The 23949-nt window shown below is 36.7% G+C and carries 24 protein-coding genes and 1 other annotated feature; of the genes, 19 read left to right on the top strand and 5 right to left on the bottom strand.

From position 1 onward, the window contains the following. Window positions 1–20 precede the first annotated feature (20 nt). The 7 genes from LEGAS_RS10260 to rplT all read left to right on the top strand — a co-directional run bounded on the left by LEGAS_RS10260 (window position 21) and on the right by rplT (window position 6088). Entirely contained in the window at window positions 21–143 is a 123-nt protein-coding gene (locus LEGAS_RS10260) for a hypothetical protein (protein ID WP_013231726.1), read from the top strand. Window positions 144–481: 338 nt separating this feature from the next. After that, the gene (thrS, locus tag LEGAS_RS06170) at window positions 482–2449 is read left to right on the top strand and encodes a threonine--tRNA ligase (protein ID WP_013231725.1); all 1968 of its coding nucleotides are present in this window, start codon (window positions 482–484) and stop codon (window positions 2447–2449) included. Window positions 2450–2531: 82 nt separating this feature from the next. Further along, on the top strand, window positions 2532–3905 hold the full coding sequence (locus tag LEGAS_RS06165; protein ID WP_013231724.1) for an amino acid permease: 1374 nt from the start codon (window positions 2532–2534) through the stop codon (window positions 3903–3905). An 82-nt stretch (window positions 3906–3987) separates the two neighbouring features. Next, window positions 3988–4626 carry a DUF1361 domain-containing protein gene (locus tag LEGAS_RS06160; protein ID WP_013231723.1) on the top strand — a complete coding sequence of 213 codons (639 nt, stop codon included), beginning with the start codon at window positions 3988–3990 and terminating at the stop codon, window positions 4624–4626. Window positions 4627–4782: 156 nt separating this feature from the next. Further along, window positions 4783–5322, top strand: a complete 540-nt coding sequence (gene infC / locus LEGAS_RS06155; protein ID WP_049777074.1) for a translation initiation factor IF-3 — start codon at window positions 4783–4785, stop codon at window positions 5320–5322. Between the two features lie 65 nt (window positions 5323–5387). Next, the gene (gene rpmI, locus LEGAS_RS06150; protein ID WP_004900365.1) at window positions 5388–5585 is read left to right on the top strand and encodes a 50S ribosomal protein L35; all 198 of its coding nucleotides are present in this window, start codon (window positions 5388–5390) and stop codon (window positions 5583–5585) included. Between the two features lie 83 nt (window positions 5586–5668). Further along, window positions 5669–6088 carry a 50S ribosomal protein L20 gene (gene rplT / locus LEGAS_RS06145; RefSeq protein WP_010385428.1) on the top strand — a complete coding sequence of 140 codons (420 nt, stop codon included), beginning with the start codon at window positions 5669–5671 and terminating at the stop codon, window positions 6086–6088. A 104-nt stretch (window positions 6089–6192) separates the two neighbouring features. Here rplT and LEGAS_RS06140 read toward each other — a convergent pair whose 3' ends face one another. After that, window positions 6193–6831 carry a hypothetical protein gene (locus LEGAS_RS06140; RefSeq protein WP_013231722.1) on the bottom strand — a complete coding sequence of 213 codons (639 nt, stop codon included), beginning with the start codon at window positions 6829–6831 and terminating at the stop codon, window positions 6193–6195. 211 nt (window positions 6832–7042) lie between these two features. On the opposite strand from LEGAS_RS06140, the gene LEGAS_RS06135 reads away from it, so the two are divergent. The 3 genes from LEGAS_RS06135 (at window position 7043) to tuf (ending at window position 11229) form a co-directional block, all read left to right on the top strand. Beyond that, window positions 7043–8845 (top strand): ribonuclease J, encoded by a 1803-nt coding sequence (locus tag LEGAS_RS06135; protein ID WP_010383679.1) that lies wholly within the window; start codon window positions 7043–7045, stop codon window positions 8843–8845. Window positions 8846–8948: 103 nt separating this feature from the next. Beyond that, window positions 8949–9878 carry a hypothetical protein gene (locus LEGAS_RS06130; protein ID WP_013231721.1) on the top strand — a complete coding sequence of 310 codons (930 nt, stop codon included), beginning with the start codon at window positions 8949–8951 and terminating at the stop codon, window positions 9876–9878. A gap of 163 nt (window positions 9879–10041) precedes the next feature. Continuing rightward, window positions 10042–11229 (top strand): elongation factor Tu, encoded by a 1188-nt coding sequence (tuf, locus tag LEGAS_RS06125; protein WP_010383678.1) that lies wholly within the window; start codon window positions 10042–10044, stop codon window positions 11227–11229. 90 nt (window positions 11230–11319) lie between these two features. On the opposite strand, the gene LEGAS_RS10070 is transcribed toward tuf, so the two are convergent. Continuing rightward, window positions 11320–11460, bottom strand: coding sequence for a hypothetical protein (locus LEGAS_RS10070; protein ID WP_010383677.1), 141 nt, complete (start codon window positions 11458–11460; stop codon window positions 11320–11322). Between the two features lie 136 nt (window positions 11461–11596). On the opposite strand from LEGAS_RS10070, the gene LEGAS_RS06120 reads away from it, so the two are divergent. From LEGAS_RS06120 to LEGAS_RS06110, 3 genes are all read left to right on the top strand, one after another. Next, a complete protein-coding gene (locus LEGAS_RS06120) occupies window positions 11597–12331 on the top strand; it encodes an amino acid ABC transporter ATP-binding protein (protein WP_010383676.1) in 735 nt (244 codons plus the stop codon). A 48-nt stretch (window positions 12332–12379) separates the two neighbouring features. Further along, entirely contained in the window at window positions 12380–13075 is a 696-nt protein-coding gene (rpiA, locus tag LEGAS_RS06115) for a ribose-5-phosphate isomerase RpiA (RefSeq protein WP_013231720.1), read from the top strand. Between the two features lie 117 nt (window positions 13076–13192). Next, window positions 13193–13630, top strand: coding sequence for a universal stress protein (locus tag LEGAS_RS06110; protein ID WP_010383674.1), 438 nt, complete (start codon window positions 13193–13195; stop codon window positions 13628–13630). A gap of 54 nt (window positions 13631–13684) precedes the next feature. Here LEGAS_RS06110 and LEGAS_RS06105 read toward each other — a convergent pair whose 3' ends face one another. Genes LEGAS_RS06105 through LEGAS_RS06095 form a run of 3 tightly spaced genes read right to left on the bottom strand, consistent with a single transcriptional unit; the run spans window position 13685 to window position 15635 of the window. Then, the gene (locus tag LEGAS_RS06105) at window positions 13685–14476 is read right to left on the bottom strand and encodes a peptidylprolyl isomerase (RefSeq protein ID WP_010383275.1); all 792 of its coding nucleotides are present in this window, start codon (window positions 14474–14476) and stop codon (window positions 13685–13687) included. A gap of 11 nt (window positions 14477–14487) precedes the next feature. Continuing rightward, a complete protein-coding gene (locus LEGAS_RS06100) occupies window positions 14488–15009 on the bottom strand; it encodes an SAM-dependent methyltransferase (protein WP_010383273.1) in 522 nt (173 codons plus the stop codon). After that, the gene (locus tag LEGAS_RS06095; protein ID WP_013231719.1) at window positions 15006–15635 is read right to left on the bottom strand and encodes a phosphatase PAP2 family protein; all 630 of its coding nucleotides are present in this window, start codon (window positions 15633–15635) and stop codon (window positions 15006–15008) included. Before LEGAS_RS06095 ends, LEGAS_RS06100 begins: the two co-directional genes overlap by 4 nt. A gap of 46 nt (window positions 15636–15681) precedes the next feature. After that, window positions 15682–15877 (top strand) — a binding site (T-box leader). Window positions 15878–15993: 116 nt separating this feature from the next. Between LEGAS_RS06095 and leuS the strand changes: the two genes are divergently transcribed. The 6 genes from leuS (at window position 15994) to htpX (ending at window position 23851) form a co-directional block, all read left to right on the top strand. Beyond that, window positions 15994–18405, top strand: a complete 2412-nt coding sequence (gene leuS, locus LEGAS_RS06090; RefSeq protein WP_013231718.1) for a leucine--tRNA ligase — start codon at window positions 15994–15996, stop codon at window positions 18403–18405. A gap of 77 nt (window positions 18406–18482) precedes the next feature. Further along, on the top strand, window positions 18483–20420 hold the full coding sequence (locus LEGAS_RS06085) for a putative polysaccharide biosynthesis protein (protein WP_013231717.1): 1938 nt from the start codon (window positions 18483–18485) through the stop codon (window positions 20418–20420). 111 nt (window positions 20421–20531) lie between these two features. After that, a complete protein-coding gene (locus tag LEGAS_RS06080) occupies window positions 20532–21383 on the top strand; it encodes a hypothetical protein (protein WP_013231716.1) in 852 nt (283 codons plus the stop codon). 6 nt (window positions 21384–21389) lie between these two features. After that, window positions 21390–22307 carry a hypothetical protein gene (locus LEGAS_RS06075; protein WP_013231715.1) on the top strand — a complete coding sequence of 306 codons (918 nt, stop codon included), beginning with the start codon at window positions 21390–21392 and terminating at the stop codon, window positions 22305–22307. Between the two features lie 96 nt (window positions 22308–22403). Next, on the top strand, window positions 22404–22952 hold the full coding sequence (locus LEGAS_RS06070; RefSeq protein WP_010390651.1) for a LemA family protein: 549 nt from the start codon (window positions 22404–22406) through the stop codon (window positions 22950–22952). After that, the gene (gene htpX, locus LEGAS_RS06065; RefSeq protein WP_010390650.1) at window positions 22952–23851 is read left to right on the top strand and encodes a zinc metalloprotease HtpX; all 900 of its coding nucleotides are present in this window, start codon (window positions 22952–22954) and stop codon (window positions 23849–23851) included. The genes LEGAS_RS06070 and htpX overlap by 1 nt, the downstream gene beginning before the upstream one ends. Window positions 23852–23949 lie beyond the last annotated feature (98 nt).

Raw genomic sequence — 23949 nt, 5'->3', positions numbered from 1 at the left:
AATTTTAAAGAGGAAAAAAGATGACATTAACACGGGAACAATATAATGCTTTAAAAATGGCGTTTGATAATGGTATTTTAGATCATGATGATCTTGCAAAGGATGCGCTTGAGATATTATTACTAGCAGTTGAACCAAAGTAATCGTTGCATAAACGAAAAAACAGTGTTAAAATTATTTTCAGTAACGTTGATAAGGACAACTCAAGTGTACACATGATAAAGAGAGCTCATGTTTGGTGAAAATGGGTGATTTGTGCATAAGAGACTACCTTTGAGTGGTGGTTGAGTAAGTAATGAAAAACATCCGGGTGACACCGATAGCTGTCATTTAAGTAGCATGGTTAAACATGTTAAACTTGGGTGGTACCACGGTGAAACGTCCCTTTAAGTCTATTGACTTAGAGGGACGTTTTTGTTTTTATCATGATGTTGTTAACTCAAATTCACAATTTGTTACAAAATTTGAAAGGAATAATAATATGTCAGCACTTAATCTTACATTTCCAGATGGGGCAGTGAAAGTCTTTCCCGATGGGACAAAACCAATTGAGGTTGCTCAAAGCATCTCAAAATCTTTAGCTAAAAAATCAGTATCAGCTAAACTAAACGATGCATATGTTGGTATGAATGATATTCTCCCAGAATCTGGTAATTTTCAGTTAATTACCACAAGTGATACCGAAGCGCTATCATTACTACGTCACGCAACATCGCATCTCTTGGCACAGGCTTTGAAACGGATGCCAAAGTTTGCCAATATGCATTTTGGTGTAGGACCTTTCATTGATAATGGATTTTATTATGATACCGACAATGGTGCAGGAAATCAGGTTTCAGTAGAAGATTTTCCTGAAATTGAAGCGATGATGCATAAAATTGTTAAAGAAGATTTACCAATAATATCACGTCAGATTACACGTGCAGAAGCGTTGGAAATGTTTGCAGCAGATCCATACAAACTAGCATTGATTACGGATTTGCCTGAGGATGAAATTTTAACAATTGCTATACAAGGAGATCATATTGAATTAGACAAAGGTGGCTTAGTCCCATCAACTGGTTGGATTAAACATTTTAAATTAACATCCGTTGCTGGTGCTTATTGGCGTGGTAAATCATCTAATCCAATGATGCAACGCATATATGGCATCTCGGAATGGAAGCAAGCAGATGTTGATGCTGAAGTAACACGTCGTGAAGAAGCTAAAGAACGTGATCATCGCACAATTGGTCGTGATCTTGACTTGTTTTTTACAAGTCAAGAAGTTGGTTCTGGATTGCCAGTTTGGCTACCAAATGGGGCAACGATTCGCCGTCAAGTTGAACGTTATATTACTGACAAAGAATTAGCCAATGGCTATCAACATGTATACACCCCTGTATTATCAAACTTGAACTTGTATAAAACTTCTGGACATTGGGATCATTACCGTGAAGATATGTTTCCACCAATGGATATGGGAGATGGTGAATTTTTAGAGCTACGTCCTATGAATTGCCCATCACATATTATGGTATTCAAGCACAAGCCACGTTCGTACCGTGAATTACCAATTCGCATTGCTGAGCTTGGCATGATGCATCGTTATGAAAAGTCTGGTGCATTAACTGGCCTATCTCGTGTACGTGAAATGACGTTGAACGATGGTCACACATTCGTTGAACCAGAAAAAATTGAAGAAGAATTCAAATCTATTTTGACAATGATGATGGCTGTTTATCGTGATTTTAACATCACAGATTATCGCTTTAGATTATCATATCGCGATCCTAAAAATACTGAAAAGTATTTTGATGATGACGAAATGTGGGAAAAATCACAAGCGCAACTCAAAAGTGCAATGGATGATCTTAAATTAGATTATTACGAAGCTGAGGGTGAAGCTGCTTTCTACGGTCCAAAGCTGGATGTGCAAACGAAGACAGCCTTGGGTAATGAAGAAACAATGTCGACAATTCAGTTAGACTTTTTGTTGCCTGAACGTTTTGATTTGACGTATATTGGTGCCGATGGACAGGATAACCATCGGCCAGTGATGTTACACCGTGGCATTGTAGGCACAATGGAACGTTTTACGGCATATTTGATCGAAATGTATAAGGGTGCTTTTCCAACCTGGTTGTCACCATTGCAAGTGCAAATCATTCCTGTCAATCTTGGTGCGCATGGTGAGTATGCCGATGGTGTCCAAAAAAAGTTGCAGGCTGTGGGATTGCGAGCTAATGTAGAAACCAAGGAAGCAAAGATGGGCTATTTGATTCGTGAAGCGCAAACTAATAAGATCCCATATACACTAGTATTAGGTGATTCTGAAGTTGATGCTCAGACAGTGACAGTACGTAAGTACGGTGAAGAAAAGACACAAACAATGTCATTTATTGATTTTCAGATGGCTATTTTAGCAGATGTTGCACGTTATTCACGTCCAACAGAGACACATGAATAAAGTTATTAGAAGTCGCTAATATATGTTAGCGACTTTGTACATACAGATTGTATATGTTTGAAACAGGGGGATAAATATTTTCATGGCAGAAACAACGGAAGATGGTAATAAACCGCCAAAACGCGGATTACAAAATCGTCATGTGCAATTAATTGCAATTGGTGGTACGATCGGAACAGGCCTATTTATGGGTGCTGGTAATTCAATTCATTATGCTGGGCCTATTATTTTATTGGTATACTTAATTGTTGGATTATTCATGTTCGTTATGATGCGAGCTATTGGTGAATTATTGTATGCTGATCCAAAGCAGCATACATTTATTACGTTCATTACTAGATATGTTGGCAATCGCGCAGGTTTTTTTGCACGATGGTCTTATTGGTTGACGGTTGTATTTATGGGCATGGCTGAATTAACCGCAGTGGCCAAATATGTTCAATATTGGTTCCCAGGACTACCAAGTTGGTTGATTCAAATTGGTATGCTGATTATACTAACATGCGTCAATTTAGTCGCTGTAGCATTATATGGCGAAACGGAATTCTGGTTTTCAATGATTAAAATTATTGCTATTTTAGCTTTAATTGCTACAGGTATTATTTTAGCGTTAACAGGGTTCAAAACACCTGTAGGGGATGTGTCATTTAGCAATGTTTTTCACCACTTTTCATTTTTCCCAAATGGCTTTGGAAATTTTATTAATGCTTTCCAAATGGTGATGTTTGCCTTTGTTGGGATGGAATTTATAGGAATGACCGTAGCAGAAACAGATAATCCACGTGAAGTTTTACCCAAGGCGATTAATCAAATACCTTGGCGGATATTATTTTTCTATTTAGGGGCATTGTTTATTATTATGACGATATATCCTTGGCAAAAAATCCCTGCTGATCAAAGCCCCTTTGTGATGGTTTTTGAGTTAGTTGGGATTAAATGGGCGGCAGCATTGGTTAACTTTGTTGTTCTTACAAGTGCTGCATCGGCGTTGAATTCCGTATTATTTAGTGCAAGCCGTAATTTTTATGCTTTATCATTCCAATCAAAAGCACGTTTTTTACAGCCATTTAGAAAAATGTCTAAAACACAATTACCAATCAACGCAGTTTTGTTCACATCTTTAATGGTAGCCTTTTCGGCAGTAATCTCTGTTATACCTGAGATAACAAATGCGTTTAGTTTTGTCACAAGTGCTTCAACTGATTTGTTTTTGATGATTTATGTCTTAACGTTAATCGCATATATGAATTATCGTAAATCAAATGATTACATGCAGGATGGTTTTTTGGTTATTGCACCTAAAACATTAGTGCCACTTGCAATTATATTCTTTGCTTTTGTTTTTATTACGCTATTTTTTAACCCGGATTCACGTATACCAGCTATTGGTTCAACGATTTGGTTAGTTGTATTTGGTCTGATTTCATGGTGGCAACCAAAAAAAGCCATCAAGTAAAAATAAAAACTGTTCAATTGAAAACGTTGAACGGTTTTTATTTGGTATGCTACACTAGAAATATTGCAAAGGGGAATAGTATATGCGCGACAAAGTTCTAAATATAATAATTATTCATGTGATGGTTTTTTTGTTTTTTTTGTTTGTTTATGTGGCACCAACGCATTTTACATTTTTAAATTGGAATGTTTTTCTGTCATTATTGCCTTTTGATTTTGCATTAGTTGTAGCAACGACACATTTTAAAAGTGTTAAATCTATTTTTCTTGTATTGTGGTTACTTTTTTTTCCAAATGCCATGTATATGATGACAGATTTTATACATTTAAATGCCATTGGCACAGATTTGGATCAAGCGACGCAATACTTTAACTATGCCATATTAGCAACAGGGATTTTTATAGGCGTTGGTTTAGGAATTTTGAGTTTAGAAATTATAGCACAAGCTCTATTTAAAAATCACGTTCACATTATTTATTTCATTGTTACAGCACTTGTGTCGTTATTATCAGCGATTGGTATTTATCTTGGCCGCTATTTACGATTAAATTCATGGGATATGTTCACTAACTTTAGTGATGTTATTCAAAACATTGTATCGTCTGTGGGCTATCACATGGTAACATTTGTGATTCTTTTTGCCGGTGCACAATTTGCAATACTTGTCATTTTTCACTATGGCGTGCGGTTGTTAAACATAAACTTGTCAGTAGAAAAGTAATGTGGTAGAATAATATATGTTGAACAAGTAGGAGCACCCGCTTCTCGCCAAGTGATTAAGTTGCTTGGCAGATACAGTTATCCGAATGGATCGCAAGTGTTGAAGTGGGTAAAGATTAGGTTCTTTATCCACTTTTCTTCTTGATTCACAAAATAAATTTGGAGGTGTCTGACAATAGCACGTCAACCAAGACAAGTTGATTTAATCAACGATAATATTCGGGCATCTCGCGTATTACTTATCCATGAGGGTAAGCAAACAGAAATGTCTACGCGAGATGCACAACAAATTGCAAACGATTCAAACCAAGATTTGGTATTGGTACAAGCTAACGCTGAACCACCAGTTGCCAAAATCATGGATTGGGGAAAAGCTAAGTTCGAAGCACAAAAGAAGCAAAAAGAACAGCGCAAAAACCAAAAAATCGTTCAAGTTAAAGAAGTTCGTATGTCGCCGGTCATTGATTCGGGCGATTTCGAAACGCGTAAAAAAGCTGCTATCAAATTTCTTGGACAAGGAAATAAGGTTAAGTTGAACTTACGCTTTCGTGGTCGTATGATTACGCACCAAGATATCGGACGCCAAGTATTAGATCGTATGGCCGCAGAGCTTAACGACATTGCTAAGGTTGAGCAACGTGCCAAGATGGACGGCCGACAGATGTTTTTGGTCTTGGCACCTAGAGATGCCAAGTAATGAAGGGTTTAGTTGCTTAATTGCATACTTAAACAAAAAAATCACACAGTAGGAGAATTAGTCACATGCCAAAGATGAAGACACACCGCGCATCAGCAAAGCGCTTTAAGAAGACAGCCAACGGTGGTTTGAAGTCAGCCTCAGCTTATACTTCACACCGTTTCCATGGTAAGACAAAGAAGCAACGTCGTCAATTGCGTGGTACACGCATGATGGATTCAACGACTGTTAAAACATACGCTAAGATGCTGTCAAACATCTAATTCGCGTTGCGATAGTTCATCTATCTATATTTTGGATTTAAAATCCAGTAATTTATTTTTTAGAATTCTAGGAGGAATTACCCATGCGAGTTAAGGGTGGTACAGTTTCACGCGCACGTCGTAAGAAGATTGTTAAGTTAGCCAAGGGTTACCGTGGTCAACGTCGTATTAATTTCAAGGTTGCTAAGCAACAAGTATGGAAGTCATATTTGTATGCATACCGTGATCGTAAGAATACAAAACGTAACTTCCGTAAGTTATGGATTGCTCGTATCAATGCAGCAGCCCGTATGAACGGTTTGTCATATTCTAAGTTAATGCATGGTTTGACACTTGCAGGTGTTGAATTGAATCGTAAAATGTTAGCTGATATTGCTGTGACTGATTTTGATACATTTTCAAAGTTAGCAGACCAAGCAAAATCTGCATTAGCAGCTGATAATGTTTTGGTACAAGAACGTGTAGCCGCAACATTGGAAACAACTGTTAAGGTTGATCGTTAATACCTATTCATCATAAAAAGCTCCGAAAATCTCAGACAGATTTTCGGAGCTTTTTATGATGAATAGGTTAAAAAGTGCTAAAGATGTACAATTATTTGTTAGTACTATTGAAGGCCAGTTTGCATTTTACTACTTGCAATGAGTTTGAGGTTATCTGCGTCTCCTGTGGGGGTGAACACGATGGAGACTTTGATGCCACTTGTGCTTTGCCATGTGGCGTATAATTGATCACTGGCTACAATGTAGGTTGGTGCGCCGTAGGTGGCACGTATTTGATCGTAAGTTGCAGATCCTATACTAACTGAATTATAGGTTGCTGATGACCATTTGCCAAATGACACAGGCGCTGCGACATTTGGTTGCTGAACGACACTTGAAGCGGTAGAGGGGGCAACCGAACTTTCTGCTGTTGTGTTGTCTGTGATTGGTGTTTGTGTTGCATCATTTGTGGCAATACTGATGGCAGAAGAAACAGCTGAACTAGCTGCTACAGGTGCTTGAGCAACTGAGGTTGATTCACTTGCTGGTAATTCAGATGTACTGGATTCAGCGATTGTTGAAGACGCCTTTTTGCTGCTTTTGTGTTTTTTTATTGCCGTGGATTCAGAAACATTATTTTTGGCAGTTGTTTGGTTGTTGCGACCTAAAACAACAAAAATAACAAGCACGCTAATAATAAAGGCTAAAAACGCAATGAGTGTATTGCGTAGTTTGTGTGACTTTTTAAATGGTTTACGTTGCATAATAAATTGACATGTAGATAAGTAGCGTCCACATATTCCTTTCCTAACAATATGATACCAGAAAAGATGTAAAGTATGTTAAAATAGATATAATTACGTATCGAGACAAAAAATAGGATAACCTCAGCGTTTTAGAAACCAGCAGTGTCCACTTGTTATATTTACGAAAAATAATGACTTATAAATAAGTCTATTTATAGAGGAAAGAATTATGACCGACTTAAGTATTATTCCATTTGGCGGTGTGCGCGAAAATGGTAAAAACATGTATGCAATTACTGTAAATGATCAAATTTTTATTTTTGATGCAGGGCTAAAATATCCAGAGACAGACCAATTAGGTGTTGATGTAGTAGTCCCTGATTTTGAATACTTTATTAAAAACAGTGATAAAATTGCGGGTGTTTTTCTAACACACGGGCATGCTGATGCAATTGGTGCGTTACCGTACTTTTTGCAACAGGTACAAGCGCCTATATTTGGTTCAGAATTGACCATTGAATTAGCAAAATTAGCTATCAAAGATCAGCAAGCACTTAAAGATTACGATGATTATCATGTTGTTAATGAGAAAACAGAAATTGATTTTGGACAAGTTACGGTATCGTTTTTTAATACAACACATTCCATACCAGAATCATTAGGAATTGTTCTGGCTACGCCTTACGGGCAAGTTGTGTATACTGGTGATTTTAAATTTGATCAAACAGCAAATTCGTATTACAGCACAGATATCGCACGCTTAGTCGAAATAGGACAAGGAAAAGTATTAGCTTTACTAGCAGATGCAGCTGGGACAGGTAGTGAACTAAATTCTGTCAATGAATCAAAAATTAGCGAATACATTCTTGAAACATTTAGGGAAAATAATAAAAAGCGTATTATTGTAGCAGCTGTTGCATCAAATATTCAACGCATTCAACAGGTTATAGATGCAACTGTGGCAACAAAACGACAGTTGGTTTTGTCTGGCAATGATATTGAAAATGTTGTTCGTACTGCAATACGCTTACGTAAATTGAATTTACCAGTGCCTGAAAATAAATTGTTTGTCAATCTTAAAAACGCTAAAAACTTACTTGCTTCAGAAACTGTTATTCTTGAAACAGGGCGTATGGGAGAACCTATTAAGCATTTAAATCGTATGGCAAATGGAGAAGATCCATATGTTCGTATTGGTGAAGATGATCTGGTATTTATTACAACAACGCCATCAACAGCTATGGAAAGTGTTGTAGCAAAAACGCGAGACATGCTTTTTAAGCAAGGTGCAGATGTTAAACAAATTAGTAGTGATTTGCGTTCAAGTGGTCACGCATCACGAAATGATTTACAAATTATGATTAATGTGTTAAAACCTGAATATTTCATGCCAGTTCAGGGAGAGTATCGTGTCATGACAACTGCAAAAGCTGCAGCTGAGGAAGTTAATATTTCTGAAGATCATATTATGATGGCTATGAAAGGTGATCAATTTAAATGGTTAAAGGATCATTTTGAATTGCAAGATTCCTTTACAGTTGGGGAAACTTTGATTGATGGCGCAGGCATTGGTGATATTGGTAATGTTGTTTTACGTGATCGTCGCATTTTATCAGAAGACGGTATTTTTGTATCTGTTGTAACAATTGATCGAAAGAAAAGACAAGTTGTTTCTAAGCCTAAATTGACATCACGTGGTTTTGTTTATGTTAAGGCAAATCGTGATTTGATGAAAGAAGCTTCCGATTTAACAGTTAAGCAAATAGAAAATTATCTCACCACGACTAAAAGCTTTGATTGGAATGAACTTAAGAATGGGGTACGAGAAGTTGTATCACGTTACTTATTTGAACAAACACGTCGCCGTCCGATGGTTATGCCTGTTGTAATGGAAGTCAACCAAAATCGCCGACCAGCAGCTCATAAATCTGTTCAAATAGCCGGGCAACAACGTAATCGGCAAACATCAAAAATAGCAAACAAACAGTCTAAAAAGCAAAACATTAAACCCATAGCAAAGACTGTCAAGTAATGAAACTTAAAATCATATCATTAAAAATTTAGGATTATTTGAATATAAATCTGGAAAGGGAATGTGTCTTTGATTACCATAAACACAAAGCCACACTTGTTTTATGACACAAGAAAATCAACTATCACCAAAGTTAAGAAGCATGATTGATCGTGCACACACTGAAATGAAACAAGAAAATTGGCATGATGCTGCAGAGACTTTGACAGAACTGTATGATTCATTGTCAACATTTGAGGTGAATTATCGCTTAGTAACATCATTATTTATGGATGAACAATACCAATTAGCCTCTTCCTATGCAGATGATTTTTTATTGAACTACCTTGAAGAAGAAAGCGATTTTCGCATGGTCGTTGCACTGGCCATTCAAAACCAAAGTTTTGTTTACGCACAACAATTGGCAATGTTGTGGGATAACATAGATACACAGAAAAAAGTATCACAAGAAATACGTGATGCTGAAGCAAAAGCAGTGGAAACAATGTCTACAACATTCCAAACAATTTCGCGACAGTTTTATCATCTTAGTGATTATAGTATTATTGAACAACGTGATAGATATGAGTCGGCAAGACACCTGCCGGTGTCACAATTTGTTATTGGTGCAAAATATCTGCTCGTAGATCCCTATGCGACACCAATTATTCGAGCAACATTGCTTGAAGATTTGCAAAAATTACGCGTCTCTGAAAGTATACAGTATCGTTGGCTGGATGATGAATTATACACGATTAAATTAAGTGAATTGCCATTGCTGACAAATTCTAAAATTTTTGAAGATATTGCTGACTTTCTTGATGAAAAATTAGGCAATGAAGATCCAATTGCTATGGATATGTTGGCGCAGCAAGTGCGGTTTGAATTAACCTTACTCTATCCACGTGTTGAGGAGGTTGTGACAGATCCAGAAGGTTGGGTGGAAGCAAGTATTGATCGGTACTATGAACATAAAAATATAACTGAAACTGCTCTGCAAAAAAAATGGCATGAAAAAGTTAGAAGCCTTACTGAAAATTTTTTTGAAAATTAATTGACAAAACTGTTTACATTTTCTTAATAACTCGGTATAATAATTTTTGGCTTCAATAGCCGGAAAAACGCAATTAACTGTTGTCTTTTGATGGCTTGCGTTGTAAAATATATTTATAAACATTTTCCAGATTACTGGAAAATGAATTTTGGAGGAAACTACATTGGCTAAGGAAACTTACGTTCGCACTAAGCCCCACGTTAACATTGGTACTATTGGACACGTCGATCATGGAAAGACGACTTTAACAGCCGCAATCTCAAAGGTATTGGCTGAAAAGCAAGGTATCGTAGCTACTGACTTTGCTGAAATCGATAATGCTCCTGAAGAAAAGGAACGTGGAATCACGATCAACACTTCGCATATCGAATATGAAACAGAAGCACGTCATTATGCTCATATCGACGCCCCTGGTCACGCCGATTATGTTAAAAACATGATTACTGGTGCTGCTCAAATGGATGGTGCTATCTTGGTTGTTGCTGCAACTGATGGTCCTATGCCACAAACACGTGAACATATTTTGTTGGCACGTCAAGTTGGTGTTGACTACTTGGTTGTGTTCTTAAACAAGACAGATTTGGTCGACGACGAAGAATTAATCGAATTAGTTGAAATGGAAGTTCGTGAATTATTGTCAGAATATGACTTCCCTGGTGATGATATTCCTGTACTTAAGGGTTCAGCTTTGAAAGCTCTTGAGGGTGACCCTGAACAAGTTAAGGTTATCGAAGAATTAATGGATACTGTTGATTCATATATTCCAGAACCAAAGCGTGAAATTGACAAGCCTTTCTTGATGCCTGTTGAAGATGTATTCACAATTACTGGTCGTGGTACAGTTGCTTCTGGTCGTGTTGACCGTGGTGTATTGACTACTGGAACTGAAATTGAAATCGTTGGTTTGAAAGAACAAATTCAAAAGACTACTGTTACAGGTATTGAAATGTTCCGTAAAACTTTGGAAGAAGCTCAAGCTGGAGATAACATCGGTGCATTGTTGCGTGGTGTTGATCGTAGCGATATCGAACGTGGTCAAGTTTTGGCACAACCAGGTTCAATTAAGACTCACAAGAAGTTCAAGGCTGAAGTCTATGTTCTTTCTAAGGAAGAAGGTGGACGTCATACACCATTCTTTACAAACTACCGTCCACAATTCTATTTCCATACAACTGATGTTACAGGTGTTGTTGAATTGCCATCAGGTGTAGAGATGGTTATGCCTGGCGATCAAGTGACATTTGAAATCGAATTGATTTCACCAGTTGCTATTGAACAAGGTTTGAAGTTTACTGTTCGTGAAGGTGGCCATACTGTTGGTGCCGGAACTGTTACAGAAATTGAAGATTAATTATTTTTAAGAGTACGCTTTGGCGTGCTTTTTTTATGTGATAATTTTTCAAATTAAAAAACACATGACATCAAACATCATGTGTTAATTTTATTTCTTTTCGGTATCTGATGTTGATTCGCGGCCTAATGCAGCTGCGCGTGAATCTTCAGAAGTATCTTCAATTGGTAACGAAATTAGATCATCGAATGAATTTACCAATTGCTCTTCGCGATTAACAATTTTTGCCATAATGCACCTCCATTTCTGATAGTATAACGCATTTTATATGCAATTATATGCAAATATTCAAAAATTATATGTATAATATGTGCATATAATATATTATCATGTATACTGATATATAGGTATAAAAGGGAGCGATAAAATGTCTGAACTATTAACGATAACTAATTTAAAGAAGCAATATGGGAACAAAATTATTTTTGACCAAGTCAATGCAAAAGTCGAGCAGGGGGAGGTCATTGCAATATTAGGTCCATCCGGTGCTGGTAAATCAACTTTTTTACGAGCAATTAATTTGTTAGAGGCCCCCACTGCTGGCGAGGTGATATTTGAAGGCAATGAATTAACCAATTTGGCTGAAAAAGAACTGGATATTTTGCGCGAAAAAATTGGGATGGTATTTCAAAGTTTTAATTTATTTCCTAATTTGACTGTTATTGAAAACATTAAACTAGCACCAATGAAAGTTAAGAACTTGTCTGATGCAGAAGCAACTCAACTAGCAGAAAAATTATTAAATCAAGTGGGCTTAGGGGATAAACAAAGTGTTTATCCTGTTAGTTTGTCTGGCGGACAGCAACAACGTGTAGCGATTGCAAGAGCACTTGCGATGTCTCCTGATGTATTATTGTTTGATGAACCAACGAGTGCATTAGACCCAGAAATGGTGGGCGAAGTACTAAATGTTATGAAGCAACTGGCAGAAGACGGCATGACTATGTTAGTTGTGACACATGAAATGGGATTTGCACGAGAAGTTGCGGATACAGTTTGGTTCATGGCCGATGGTGGTATTCAAGAAATATCAGAACCAGAAATGTTTTTTAGTGCACCTAAAACCCAACGTGCTAAAGATTTTTTGAACAAAATATTATAGAGTTTTGAAATTTGAGCTAATTAGCTCTTTTTTTGTTATGATAACAGTATGGATAATATTAGTTTAGAAAAGCAACATGCTGCTATTGCAGCAACGTTGCTTATAAAAAATGGTATGACAGTTGGGCTAGGAACAGGATCAACTGTTACCATTTTTTTGAATGCGCTTGCCAAACGTATGCGACAAGAAAATTTATCGATTACAGGGGTCACAACTTCTTTTAAAACTAAAACAATGGCACAAAATCTTGGCATTAAAATAATAGACATAGATGATGTAGCAACAATTGATTTAACAATAGATGGTGCTGATGAAGTGGATTATGATATGAATGGCATTAAAGGTGGTGGGGCGGCATTTTTAATGGAAAAAATTGTTGCAACCAACTCAAAACGTATTGTTTGGATTGTTGATAGCCAAAAGGTGCATTTAAAGTTAGGTTTGATGCCGTTACCACTAGAAGTTGTGCCATTTGGGAGTGGTAAATTGATGGCAGAATTAACGAAACAACAGTTATATCCGACATGGCGAAAAAAAGATGGCAAACTTCTTGTTACGGACATGGGGCACTATATTGTGGATTTATCTTTAAAGACAATTGACCAACCATATGAATTGGCACGTTACTTGGATGGGAAAATTGGTATTGTAGAGCATGGCTTATTTTTAGATATAGCGGATGAAATAATTATTGGGACACCTACTGGTGTCGAGTACTTGTTACGCAGTGATTTACAGAAATAAATGAAAGTAGATCTAAAAGCGCTTACATTATAAATCCAGAAGCGGTATAATTAATTTGTAAGAATAAATCATCCGGAGGAGATTGTCACGCAAAAATGCGTAGCATAATAACTGATTATGGCATACAATAATATTTTAATAGCAGTTGATGGGTCAGAAATGTCAAACTTGTTAATCAAAAAAGTTCATGAGTTTGTGCCTGAGGCACATATTGATATTTTGATTGTGGTAGATACAAGTGGTGGGTATTTTGGCACAATTGTTATGAACGCTGATATTGTTTATCAGATGGAGCAGGATGCTGAAAAGGTCATTAATAAAGCATATGACTATGCTAAATCAATAGGGCATGCTAATACGGATGTTCATGTGCGTTTTGGCGCACCTAAGCAAGTTATTGCACGCGATTTTCCGAGAGATCATAAAAATGATTTAATCGTGGTTGGAGAAACAGGATTGAGCCGGTTACAACGTGCGATGGCTGGAACAATACCTTCATTTGTAACACATACAGCAACGACCGACGTGCTTATTATGCGGACGGCGAAAAAATAATCCTATTATTAAAAAAGCCAAGAAATTTTATATAATTTCTTGGCTTTTTTATGATTAATTTGCTTGTTTTAAGATAGTGATTTGTGTTATTTTAATTGGTTTAACAGGAGTTGAACCTTCACCACCTGATTTAACCTTTGCAGTTGCAATTTTATCAACGACATCCATACCTTTAATAACTTGTCCAAATACAGTGTAACTGCCATCTAGTGATGGATTACCACCTTTTTTATAAGCATCAACTATTTTAGAAGGGTAATTATTTTTGTTGAAATCTTTCGTTGGTTCGTTAGGATTTTGATTAATAAAAAATTGTGATCCGTTTGTATCTGGGCCTGCATTTGCCATAGTTAAAGCGCCACGAATGTTGTACAAAGATCGACTGATTTCGTTTTTGAATCCATGACCACTGTCAATGCTTTTGTTACGATCGTGCCAAATTGAAGTACCACCTGTACCATTTTCTTTGGGATCACCCCCTTGAATCATAAAGTCTGCAATAACACGATGAAATGATGTGTTGTTATAATACCCATTTTTAGTATGTGTTAGAAAATTTTCGACCGCTAAAGGCGCATACTGATTAAATAATTTCAATGTTATTTCGCCAACCGTGGTTGTTATTTTCACTTCACTTTCGTTGGCTGTAACTTTATTATCTAACTGAGGTAAGGCAACTTTATCTAATTCAGGATCTTTTTTGGTCTGTGTTGATGACGAAGCTGCTGTTGCGGTTTCATCGTTATCAACTGTCTGATGTGTTGTCATTATCAAAATGCCAATAATTAATGTGAGTAATATCGTGCCCATTGCTGCGAGTATGATATATTGTTTTTCTTTATTCATGCTGTTATCCTCTATATACGCTCAATGATGTGCGCTTGTACAGTCTCTGTGATGTAGGTTGCTTGTTTAAAATCGTCGCGCATTAAACTATGTGTGTATGTATGCCAACCAACTGGTATTTTATTAAATTTGATAATTAGCAAACCGCCATGTGTTAAACGAGGTAAAACATGATTAACCTGATCAATATAATCTTCTGAAAGATCGTTGTTATTTTGTGCGTCACTTGAATAATCAAATATGGCAATTCTTGCTTGATTTTGGATGCCCAATTCTGTGGCGTAACTCGAATTAATGCTTTTACCAAGTAACGTGACACGTTCTGAAAGCCCACTCATGAACAGCGACGTGGCAGCTGCATTGGCGTTATCTTTCGTGGTTGTGTAACTGAGCACACGACCTGTTGTACCAACTCTTGTAGCCAAGAAACGTGTATTAATACCATTGGCGGTGGTTGCATCAACAACAGTGTCACCGATATGAACCGTTTGTTCGATTAATTGATGAACCAATGTTTGTGTTGTCGGAATCATGTGTGTTTGTCTCCAATTTGAAATAGATGTTTTGATATGCTGAGTAAACCATAGCCTAATGTTAATCCAGCTAAAATATCACTAGGGTAGTGTACATTAACGTAAATACGACTTGTTGGGATAGCAATAATTAAAATCAAAAACATCATAATTGTGATATATTTTAACAAAGAATTTTTCATTTTTGTCTGTATGATAATTATCAAGGTACCATATAATAAGATGGCTATCATTGTATGTCCAGATGGAAAGCTGTAGCCGTGCTCAGAAAGTAATTGTGGTATTGGTCGTGGGTTACGAACCAGATGCTTAATAATTTGTGTCACAACGCCAGCAAAGAGAATAACGTTTACCAGTAGAAAAGCTAATAAACGATATTGCTTCTGATAAATAAAAAATAACGACAGTATCACTGTTAGGATCAACGTAAACGTGACACTACCAAGTTGCGTGATATACGTAAAAGAAACATCTGCAAAAGCAGAACGGTGTTGAATCAGCTGTTGTCCAACCAAATTTAAATTGTTAAGCCATTGTGACTGAAATTTAACGCCTATTAAAAGGCTCATAAACATGCTAAAGGCTAAAATAACGGAGAAAAATCGAATTTTATATTTTATAATCATAGTATATAGTATACCTGATTTCATTGAAACGTGATATAATTAGGACAATATATTTGACAATAGTACACTTTTGCGAGGCATTAGAAAATAAACGGTGTTGCAAGTTTATCAATCAATAAGTGGAACTCGGTCAGAAAAATTGAAAGTGAACTAACAGTAGTTTTCAACGTGTTGTCGCGTTAAGACATTTGAGACGTATTGATACGTGAACATAGGTGGTACCGCGAAAACTCGCCCTGTGTCACACTTTTTAGTGTGACACAGGGCGAGTTTTTTAATTATCAAATCAAAATAAACTAGGAGGAGATGCAGTTGTGCTATATCAGACAGAGTAGACATCGACTGCATTAAAGATAATATGCCATACGAACATCAAAAAATTGAACAAAAATGGCAAAAGTATTGGGATGAAAACCAAACTTTTGCAACAACTGATGATACAAGCAAGCCAAAGTACTATGCCATGGATATGTTTCCGTACCCATCAGGCCAAGGACTTCACGTTGGACACCCAGAAGGTTATACTGCGACAGATATAATGAGTCGTTTTAAACGGGCGAATGGGTTTAATGTTTTGCATCCCATGGGGTGGGATGCGTTTGGTTTACCAGCTGAACAATATGCGATGAAAACTGGGCATAATCCAGCAGACTTTACAAGCCAAAATGTTGACCATTTTCGTGAACAAATTAAATCACTCGGTTTATCATATGATTGGAATCGTGAAATAAACACCACTGATCCAACATATTATAAGTGGACGCAATGGATTTTTGAAAAATTGTACGAAAAAGGTTTGGCATATGAGTCAAATATGATGGTCAATTGGGATCCAATCGATCGTGTTGTCTTGGCAAATGAAGAAGTTATTGATGGTAAATCAGAACGTTCAGGTAATAAAGTTGAACGTAAGGCCTTACGTCAATGGGTTCTTAAAATTACGGCCTATGCGGATCGTCTAGTGGATGATTTAGATGATTTAGATTGGCCAGAAGCAATTAAGGAACAACAGCGTCATTGGATCGGTCGTTCAAAGGGTGCTGCGGTATTTTTTAATGTCTTAGATTCAAATAGACAAATTGAAGTTTATACCACACGTCCGGATACCTTGTTTGGCGCCTCATACATGGTTTTGGCACCAGAACATCAATTAGTGGATGAAATTGCTACAGAAAAGCAAAAACAAGCAATTAGCGATTACCGTGCTATCATTTCTGCTAAGACAGATCTTGAACGTACAGACTTAAACAAAGATAAAACAGGGGTTTTCACCGGCGCGTATGGTATCAATCCAATTAATGGCGAGAAGTTACCAATTTGGATTGCAGATTATGTTTTGGCTTCATATGGTACAGGGGCAATTATGGCCGTTCCTGCACATGATGACAGAGACTTTGAATTTGCACAAAAATTTGACCTAAAAATTAAACCAGTCATAGCAGGCGGAGATGTTACAAAAGAACCATATACAGGTGATGGGCTACATATCAATTCTGATTTTTTGGATGGCTTAGATAAATCAACGGCCATTACTTCAGCCATAACGTGGCTTGAAACACACGAATCAGGACATGCACAAACTAATTTTCGATTACGAGATTGGATATTTTCACGACAACGCTATTGGGGTGAACCAATTCCGGTGATCCATTGGGAAGATGGCACAACAACTTTGGTACCTGAAAAAGAGTTGCCACTACTATTACCACATGCGACTGAGCTAAGACCTTCTGGAAGTGGCGAATCGCCACTAGCTAACTTAACTGATTGGTTGGAAGTCACGCGTGAGGACGGTGTGAAGGGACGTCGTGAGACAAATACAATGCCACAATGGGCAGGATCTTCTTGGTATTTCTTGCGTTATATTGATCCACATAATGCAGAAAAAATAGCAGATTTAGATAAATTGAAATACTGGATGAATGTTGACTTGTACGTTGGCGGTGCAGAACATGCTGTGTTACACTTATTGTACGCGCGTTTTTGGCATAAATTCTTATATGATTTGGGCGTTGTACCAACTAAAGAACCATTCCAAAAATTGGTCAATCAGGGTATGATTTTGGGCTCAAATCATGAAAAAATGTCAAAATCAAAAGGAAACGTTGTGAATCCTGATGATATTGTTATGGCATTTGGTGCAGATACACTGCGTGTTTATGAAATGTTCATGGGACCATTGACACAAAACAAGCCTTGGTCAGAGGAAGGTATTACTGGATCAAGACGTTGGCTTGATCGTGTCTGGCGTTTGTTAATTGATGATGAGGGACAAGTTCGTGAGGCTGTATCGACATATAATTCCGGTGATTTAGACAAAATCTATCATCAAACTGTTAAAAAAGTAACGGAAGATTTGGAGAATATGCATTTTAATACAGCCATTTCTCAAATGATGGTATTTATTAATGAAGCTTATAAATCCGAGGCGTTGCCAATTAATTATATGACAGGTTTTGTTCAGCTATTAGCACCAATTGCGCCACACTTAGCCGAAGAATTGTGGGTGCGATTAGGAAATGAGGCCTCAATATCTTATGTGACTTGGCCGCAATACGATCAAGCACAATTGGTGGATGACACTGTCGAAATTATATTTCAAGTGAATGGTAAAGTGCGTGGTAAGGCGACAGTGGCACGCGATCTTGATAAAGATAGCATGATTGCTGCTGCAAAATTAGATGATAATGTTCAAAATTTTATAGCAGAAAAAACGATTCGTAAAGTTATCGCGATACCTGGCAAATTTGTCAATATTGTGGTTGGATAAGTGAATTATTATGAATAATTAAAGTGATAAAGGCTGGCTTTTTTAGCCAGTGTACATAATTTAAGAGGAGTACACAAATGGCGGATGAACAGCGTCCAGGTGATCTGAAAATGCGAAGTCAACACGTTGATAAAATTAATGTTGATGGTCAAATATTAAGCGCGGATGAAATATTAGCACGTGCACAGCAACGGGTTCAAAAAAAGCAACAATCATCAGACCAAAAAACACTAAAAAAAAGACTGCTAACGCCTGATGAAATTGCAGCAATTAAAGCTAAAAACGATCAATCTCGTCAGCAAATCATTAAGAAAAAGCCAAGTCTTGTTCAGAATCAAAAAGTAGACCCTTTTTCTGAAAAAATGCCTACACTTGATATGGAACAACAAGCAAAGGATAGTAATCAAGCAACGCTAGTAAAAGGATCAGCTTGGTTGTCTGTTGGTAATATTGTATCGCGTATATTGGGAGCAATTTATATTGTGCCTTGGATGGCATTACTGGGTTCTAATTCTAACCGTGCTAATGGTTTATTCTCACAAGGATACACCATTTATGCAATTTTTTTGGCGATCGCGACGTTTGGCGTTCCAGCTGCAATTTCAAAATTAGTGGCAGAATTTAATGCAAGGCATGATATATATCAATCTCGTCAACTTATGCGGCAATCTATGATATTAGGGGTCATATTAGGAATTGTATTTGGTTCCGCGATCTATCTTTTGACACCCATACTTTCTATGGGAAATGCCAATTTTATTCCAGTTTTACATTCACTAGCACCAGCTGTTGCTATCTTCCCGTTGATGTCTATGCTTCGTGGTATCTTTCAAGGCTATCAGCTCATGAGTATTTCGGCATTGTCACAGGTTATAGAACAAATTGCGCGTGTTATTTACATGCTAGTTACAGCTGTTATTATTTTGCGAGTTAATCCTGGTAATTGGAGCGGTGTTGTTGTACAATCTACTTTTGCGGCGTTTATTGGCGCTATATTTAGTATGTTAGTGCTTATCTGGGGATGGTTCAAATATCGCTATATTTTGATTAAACCTTTATATTCAAATGCACAACATGTCAAAAAGCCAACATTAAGTTTAATTTTTAATATTTTAAAAGAATCATGGCCATTTATTATTATTGGATCAGCAATAACATTATTCCAATTAGTAGATCAATATACTTATTTTAATATCATGAATCATTTTTTTGCGAATACTAATATACAGCTGCAGACTCAGTTTGCCTTATTTAGTGCAAATCCTAATAAATTAATTATGATTATTGTACCTTTTTCAACAAGTATTGCAGCAACGGCACTGCCAATGCTTTCCGGGAGTAAAGCGACTTTAACACGGGAAAATATTCAAGATCAGCTAAAACAAGTGATTAAATTGTTTGCATTGGTTATGTTTCCAAGTGCACTGGGAATGTTTGCCATTGCGGCGCCACTTTACAAAATGTTTTATCCAATTGACGTATCAAACCAAGAGGGAATTTACTTATTACAGTTTTCAACGATATTAGCAATTGTATTTAGTTTGTTTATGTTATTGGCGTTTGTTCTTCAAGCATTATCGGAAGTATCAATTGTTATCAAGGCTTTCGTTTTGGGCTTGTTAGTCAAAATTGCACTTCAAGTACCTAGTATTCGGTATTTTGAAGGTATGGGGGCTTTGATAGCAAGTATGATTGGGATGGCAATTGCGATAGCTTACATGCTGGATTACCTTCAAGCGGCTTATGGCGTATCATTATCCTCTGTTGGTCAAGAACTGTGGCAATTATTTATTGGCGCAGCAACTATGGCAATTGTTTCTTACGTGGTTGTATTTTTGATGAGTAACTTTTTGTTCCCAATGGACACAAAAGTTTCAGTTACCATCACTGCTCTGATTAGTGCTGCTATTGGTGGCATTGTCGTGATAATTTTGTATTTGCGTATGGGATTTGGTGATGATTTATTAGGTAATAAAATACGATATATACCAGCTAAGTTGCGACCAAAACGATGAGAGATCATCGTTTTTTTTATAATAATTAGATAAAAAACTGTTAACAGTCTATTTTTAAGAATCTAGTTGGTGTATGCTAAAATTAAGATTTGTGCATAGTGGAGGCATAAAATGACAATTAAAGACACGCAAACAATATTACAACCAGAACTTGTTAATCAATTAGAGCGTAAAATTTCATATTTAAGAGATTTGCAGTCTGCCATTAAAAATAATCAAATATCAGAAGTTTATCAGCTAATAGATTTGCATAAATTTAATGATAGATTCAAAAACATATCATCTGAAATATCTATGGCACAGCTAGATTGTTTAGTCGTGGATATAAAAAAAGATATTGCAGCATTTTTGGCACCTGAATTAATTAACTACATTGTCACAAATTTTGATTTTTTGACATTGGAACCTGTTGCCGATAATGCGACTCTTTATGATGTTTACTTAGGTGATTGGTGGGATCATCGACAGTTAGGAACTTTAAATGTGTTAACTGTGACACTGACAGGTAATGACGCAATTATTTCTGAACTCTTAGAAACATCCGAGTTACCTGTGACAGAGACAATTAATACAACTAAAATTCAAGAAGTAAAAAAAGTGATAGCCGGTTTAGAGTCCTTTTTAGCCGATAACACAAAACGTTCATTAGAGTTGCAAGTCATTGAAGATCAATTATCAGAAATGGTCACTAATAAATCAGGATTATTTGGACGTAGTGACAAAGTGACACGAGAGGCATTAGAAAAAAAGCAAGAGTTATTGGTTGCAACTCAAAAGCGTGTGCCAGAAGTTGAAGAAAAGCTGAACAAACAACAAGCGTATTTGTTAAGGTTTGAAAAAGAGGATACACTGCGACAATTAGAATTACAGGCGATTTTAGCACATTTTGTTGATGTGCCAACTTTTATCACAGAATTGCAGCATATATATATGTCATATATGGCAAAATTAGATCAGAAATAGTGAATAATGGATAAGTTTGAGACACAATTATATAGTAGTCAATTAAAAGCAGATTTAGATTTGTTTAATCAGTTACAAATTTTAATTGATGCGTTAAGCATGACTGAAAATATGCCAGAATTACTTGTTATTTTGCAAAAGATTCTAGCTTTCGATAGTCACCAGTCTAAAATGGTCCGGATTGACAATGATTATTGGTTTCCAAGTACACACTGGGTAACTATTGCGTTTGCAAAAATTTCTGATCAAGCATCATTGTCACCAACTAAAGTTGTTTTGCCTAACGCGCAAAAAGTTGCGGAATTACATTTTTCAGAGTGGCCGAATGCGACCTTTCGTTTTGTGCAAGCCCCACTTGCTGCGGGTGGTTATTATTTAGTAGAAACGGCACAAAATCTAAGAGTATTGTACTGGGATATAGCGCATAAACGTTTTTATTTAGATACAAAACAGTTTGCAAAACTAGTTCAAACACAAGCCGTGCAACTTGCTGGTTTGGATGCTTTAGACATATTTCAAAAACGTTTAACAGCGATTGCCTCACAATTCACTGAGATAGCATATGATATTGATTTACCGGGTATTGATGCACAAAAACAGGTTGATTTGGAAATGCTGCGAAAGGATTTGTCCACAAATATTTTGGATAGTTTGTTTGTACTCGGTGCTAAGCAACAATTTATTTTAAAACGTATGACAGGTAAAAAATCTGGTGCTGTCATTACAATTGGTGAAGTATCACTTAGATTAACGACACATCACATAAATGATGGGCATGTACAATGGACTTATGATATTATAGATGATAATAGAGATGTTACCATTTACACGTTATTTCAACAATTACCATTTTTTTATCAGTGGTATAGTGATCACTTAACAGTAGTTGGCTTAAAAGATAAGCGTGAAGTGTTTGTAGATTGACACATATTATGAGAAAATAGCATAAGGCGTTTTTAGTTTAATAGCGCAGAAGTCTCCACTGTCCTAAACCACCCATAATAGAAAGAGGTAGCACGTATGACATTAGTTATTATTATTGCCGTAGTTGTAGTGATTGCGATTATCTGGATTAGCATTTACAATAGTTTAATTAAATATCGCATGCAGACTAAGGAATCATGGAGCCAAATTGATGTGCAATTAAAGCGCAGAAATGACTTAATTCCTAATTTAGTGAACACAGTTAAAGGTTATGCTGATTTTGAAAAGACAACTTTACAAGCGGTTACTGACGCACGAACAAGTGTTAATAGTGCACAAGGTCCAGCTGCAACTATGGCAGCTTCAGACCAACTATCAGGTGCGTTGACGCACTTATTTGCTGTTGCTGAAGCCTATCCTGATTTAAAAGCAAGTGCTAATTTTACAAAACTGCAAGAAGAATTAACTAATACTGAAAATAAAATTGCTTATTCCCGTCAATTGTTCAATACGACAACGGCGAGCTATAATACAAAGCTACAGTCGTTTCCTAGCAATATCATCGCGGGAATACATCATTTTGAACCAAGTGAATTTATTGCTGTACCAGAAACTGAAAAAGACGTCCCTACGGTTAAATTTTAATGTTATATGAGCAAATACAATCAAATAAGCGCCGAACCATCGTGCTTTTGGTTGGTTTTCTCATTCTAGTTGGCATTGTTGGCGCAGCGGTAGGGTACATGCTATTAAATTCGCTTACTATGGGAATCGTGGGTGCGTTAATCATTGGTGCGATTTATACTGTGATTATGATTAGTAATTCTACTAATGTTGTCATGGCAATGAATCATGGTAAAGAAATTACCCAAGCCGATCAAGCACCGGAATTGTGGCACACTGTCGAAGATATGGCAATGGTTGGACAACTGCCTATGCCACGTGTGTTTATTATTGACGATGCAAGCCCTAATGCTTTTGCAACGGGAAATAGTCCTAAAAATGCTGCCGTTGCAGCTACTACGGGTCTGATAGCAATTATGGATCGCCATGAACTTGAAGGTGTTATTGGGCACGAGATGAGTCACGTCCGTAATTATGATATTCGTATCTCAACAATTGCGTTAGCACTGACCGCAGCAATTACGTTGTTGACTAATTTAGGCAGTAACTGGTGGTTTTTTGGTAGTGGTAATCGTAACCGCGATAATCGTGATAATAACAGCAGTGGCGGTGGTTTGCAAATATTACTTTTTGTCTTTTCTATTGCGGTGATGGTTTTAGCACCATTAGTTGCGGCTATGATACAAATGGCTATTTCACGTAATCGAGAGTATTTAGCGGATGCTGGTAGTGTTGAATTAACGCGTAATCCAGAAGAATTAATTTCTGCGCTACGTAAGTTGGGTTCAGCAAAGCCGATGCAAAATGTTGACCCTTCATCAGCGGCTTTATATATTAGTAATCCATTAAAGAAAAAGGCACATTTATTTGATACTCATCCACCAATAGAAGAACGTATTGCGCGTTTAGAGAAAATGTAAGAAAGCCAGACAGCATTTAATGTCTGGTTTTTTAAATGTTATTGACAGGAAATATCTTGCAAATTAAGGGTTGATTTTTCTCATAAAAACCGGTAAAG

Source organism: Leuconostoc gasicomitatum LMG 18811 (assembly GCF_000196855.1).
GTDB classification, from domain to species: Bacteria; Bacillota; Bacilli; order Lactobacillales; family Lactobacillaceae; genus Leuconostoc; species Leuconostoc gasicomitatum.
The sequence above is the reverse complement of the archived record's forward strand: the minus strand, read 5'-3'. Positions and strand labels throughout refer to the sequence as shown.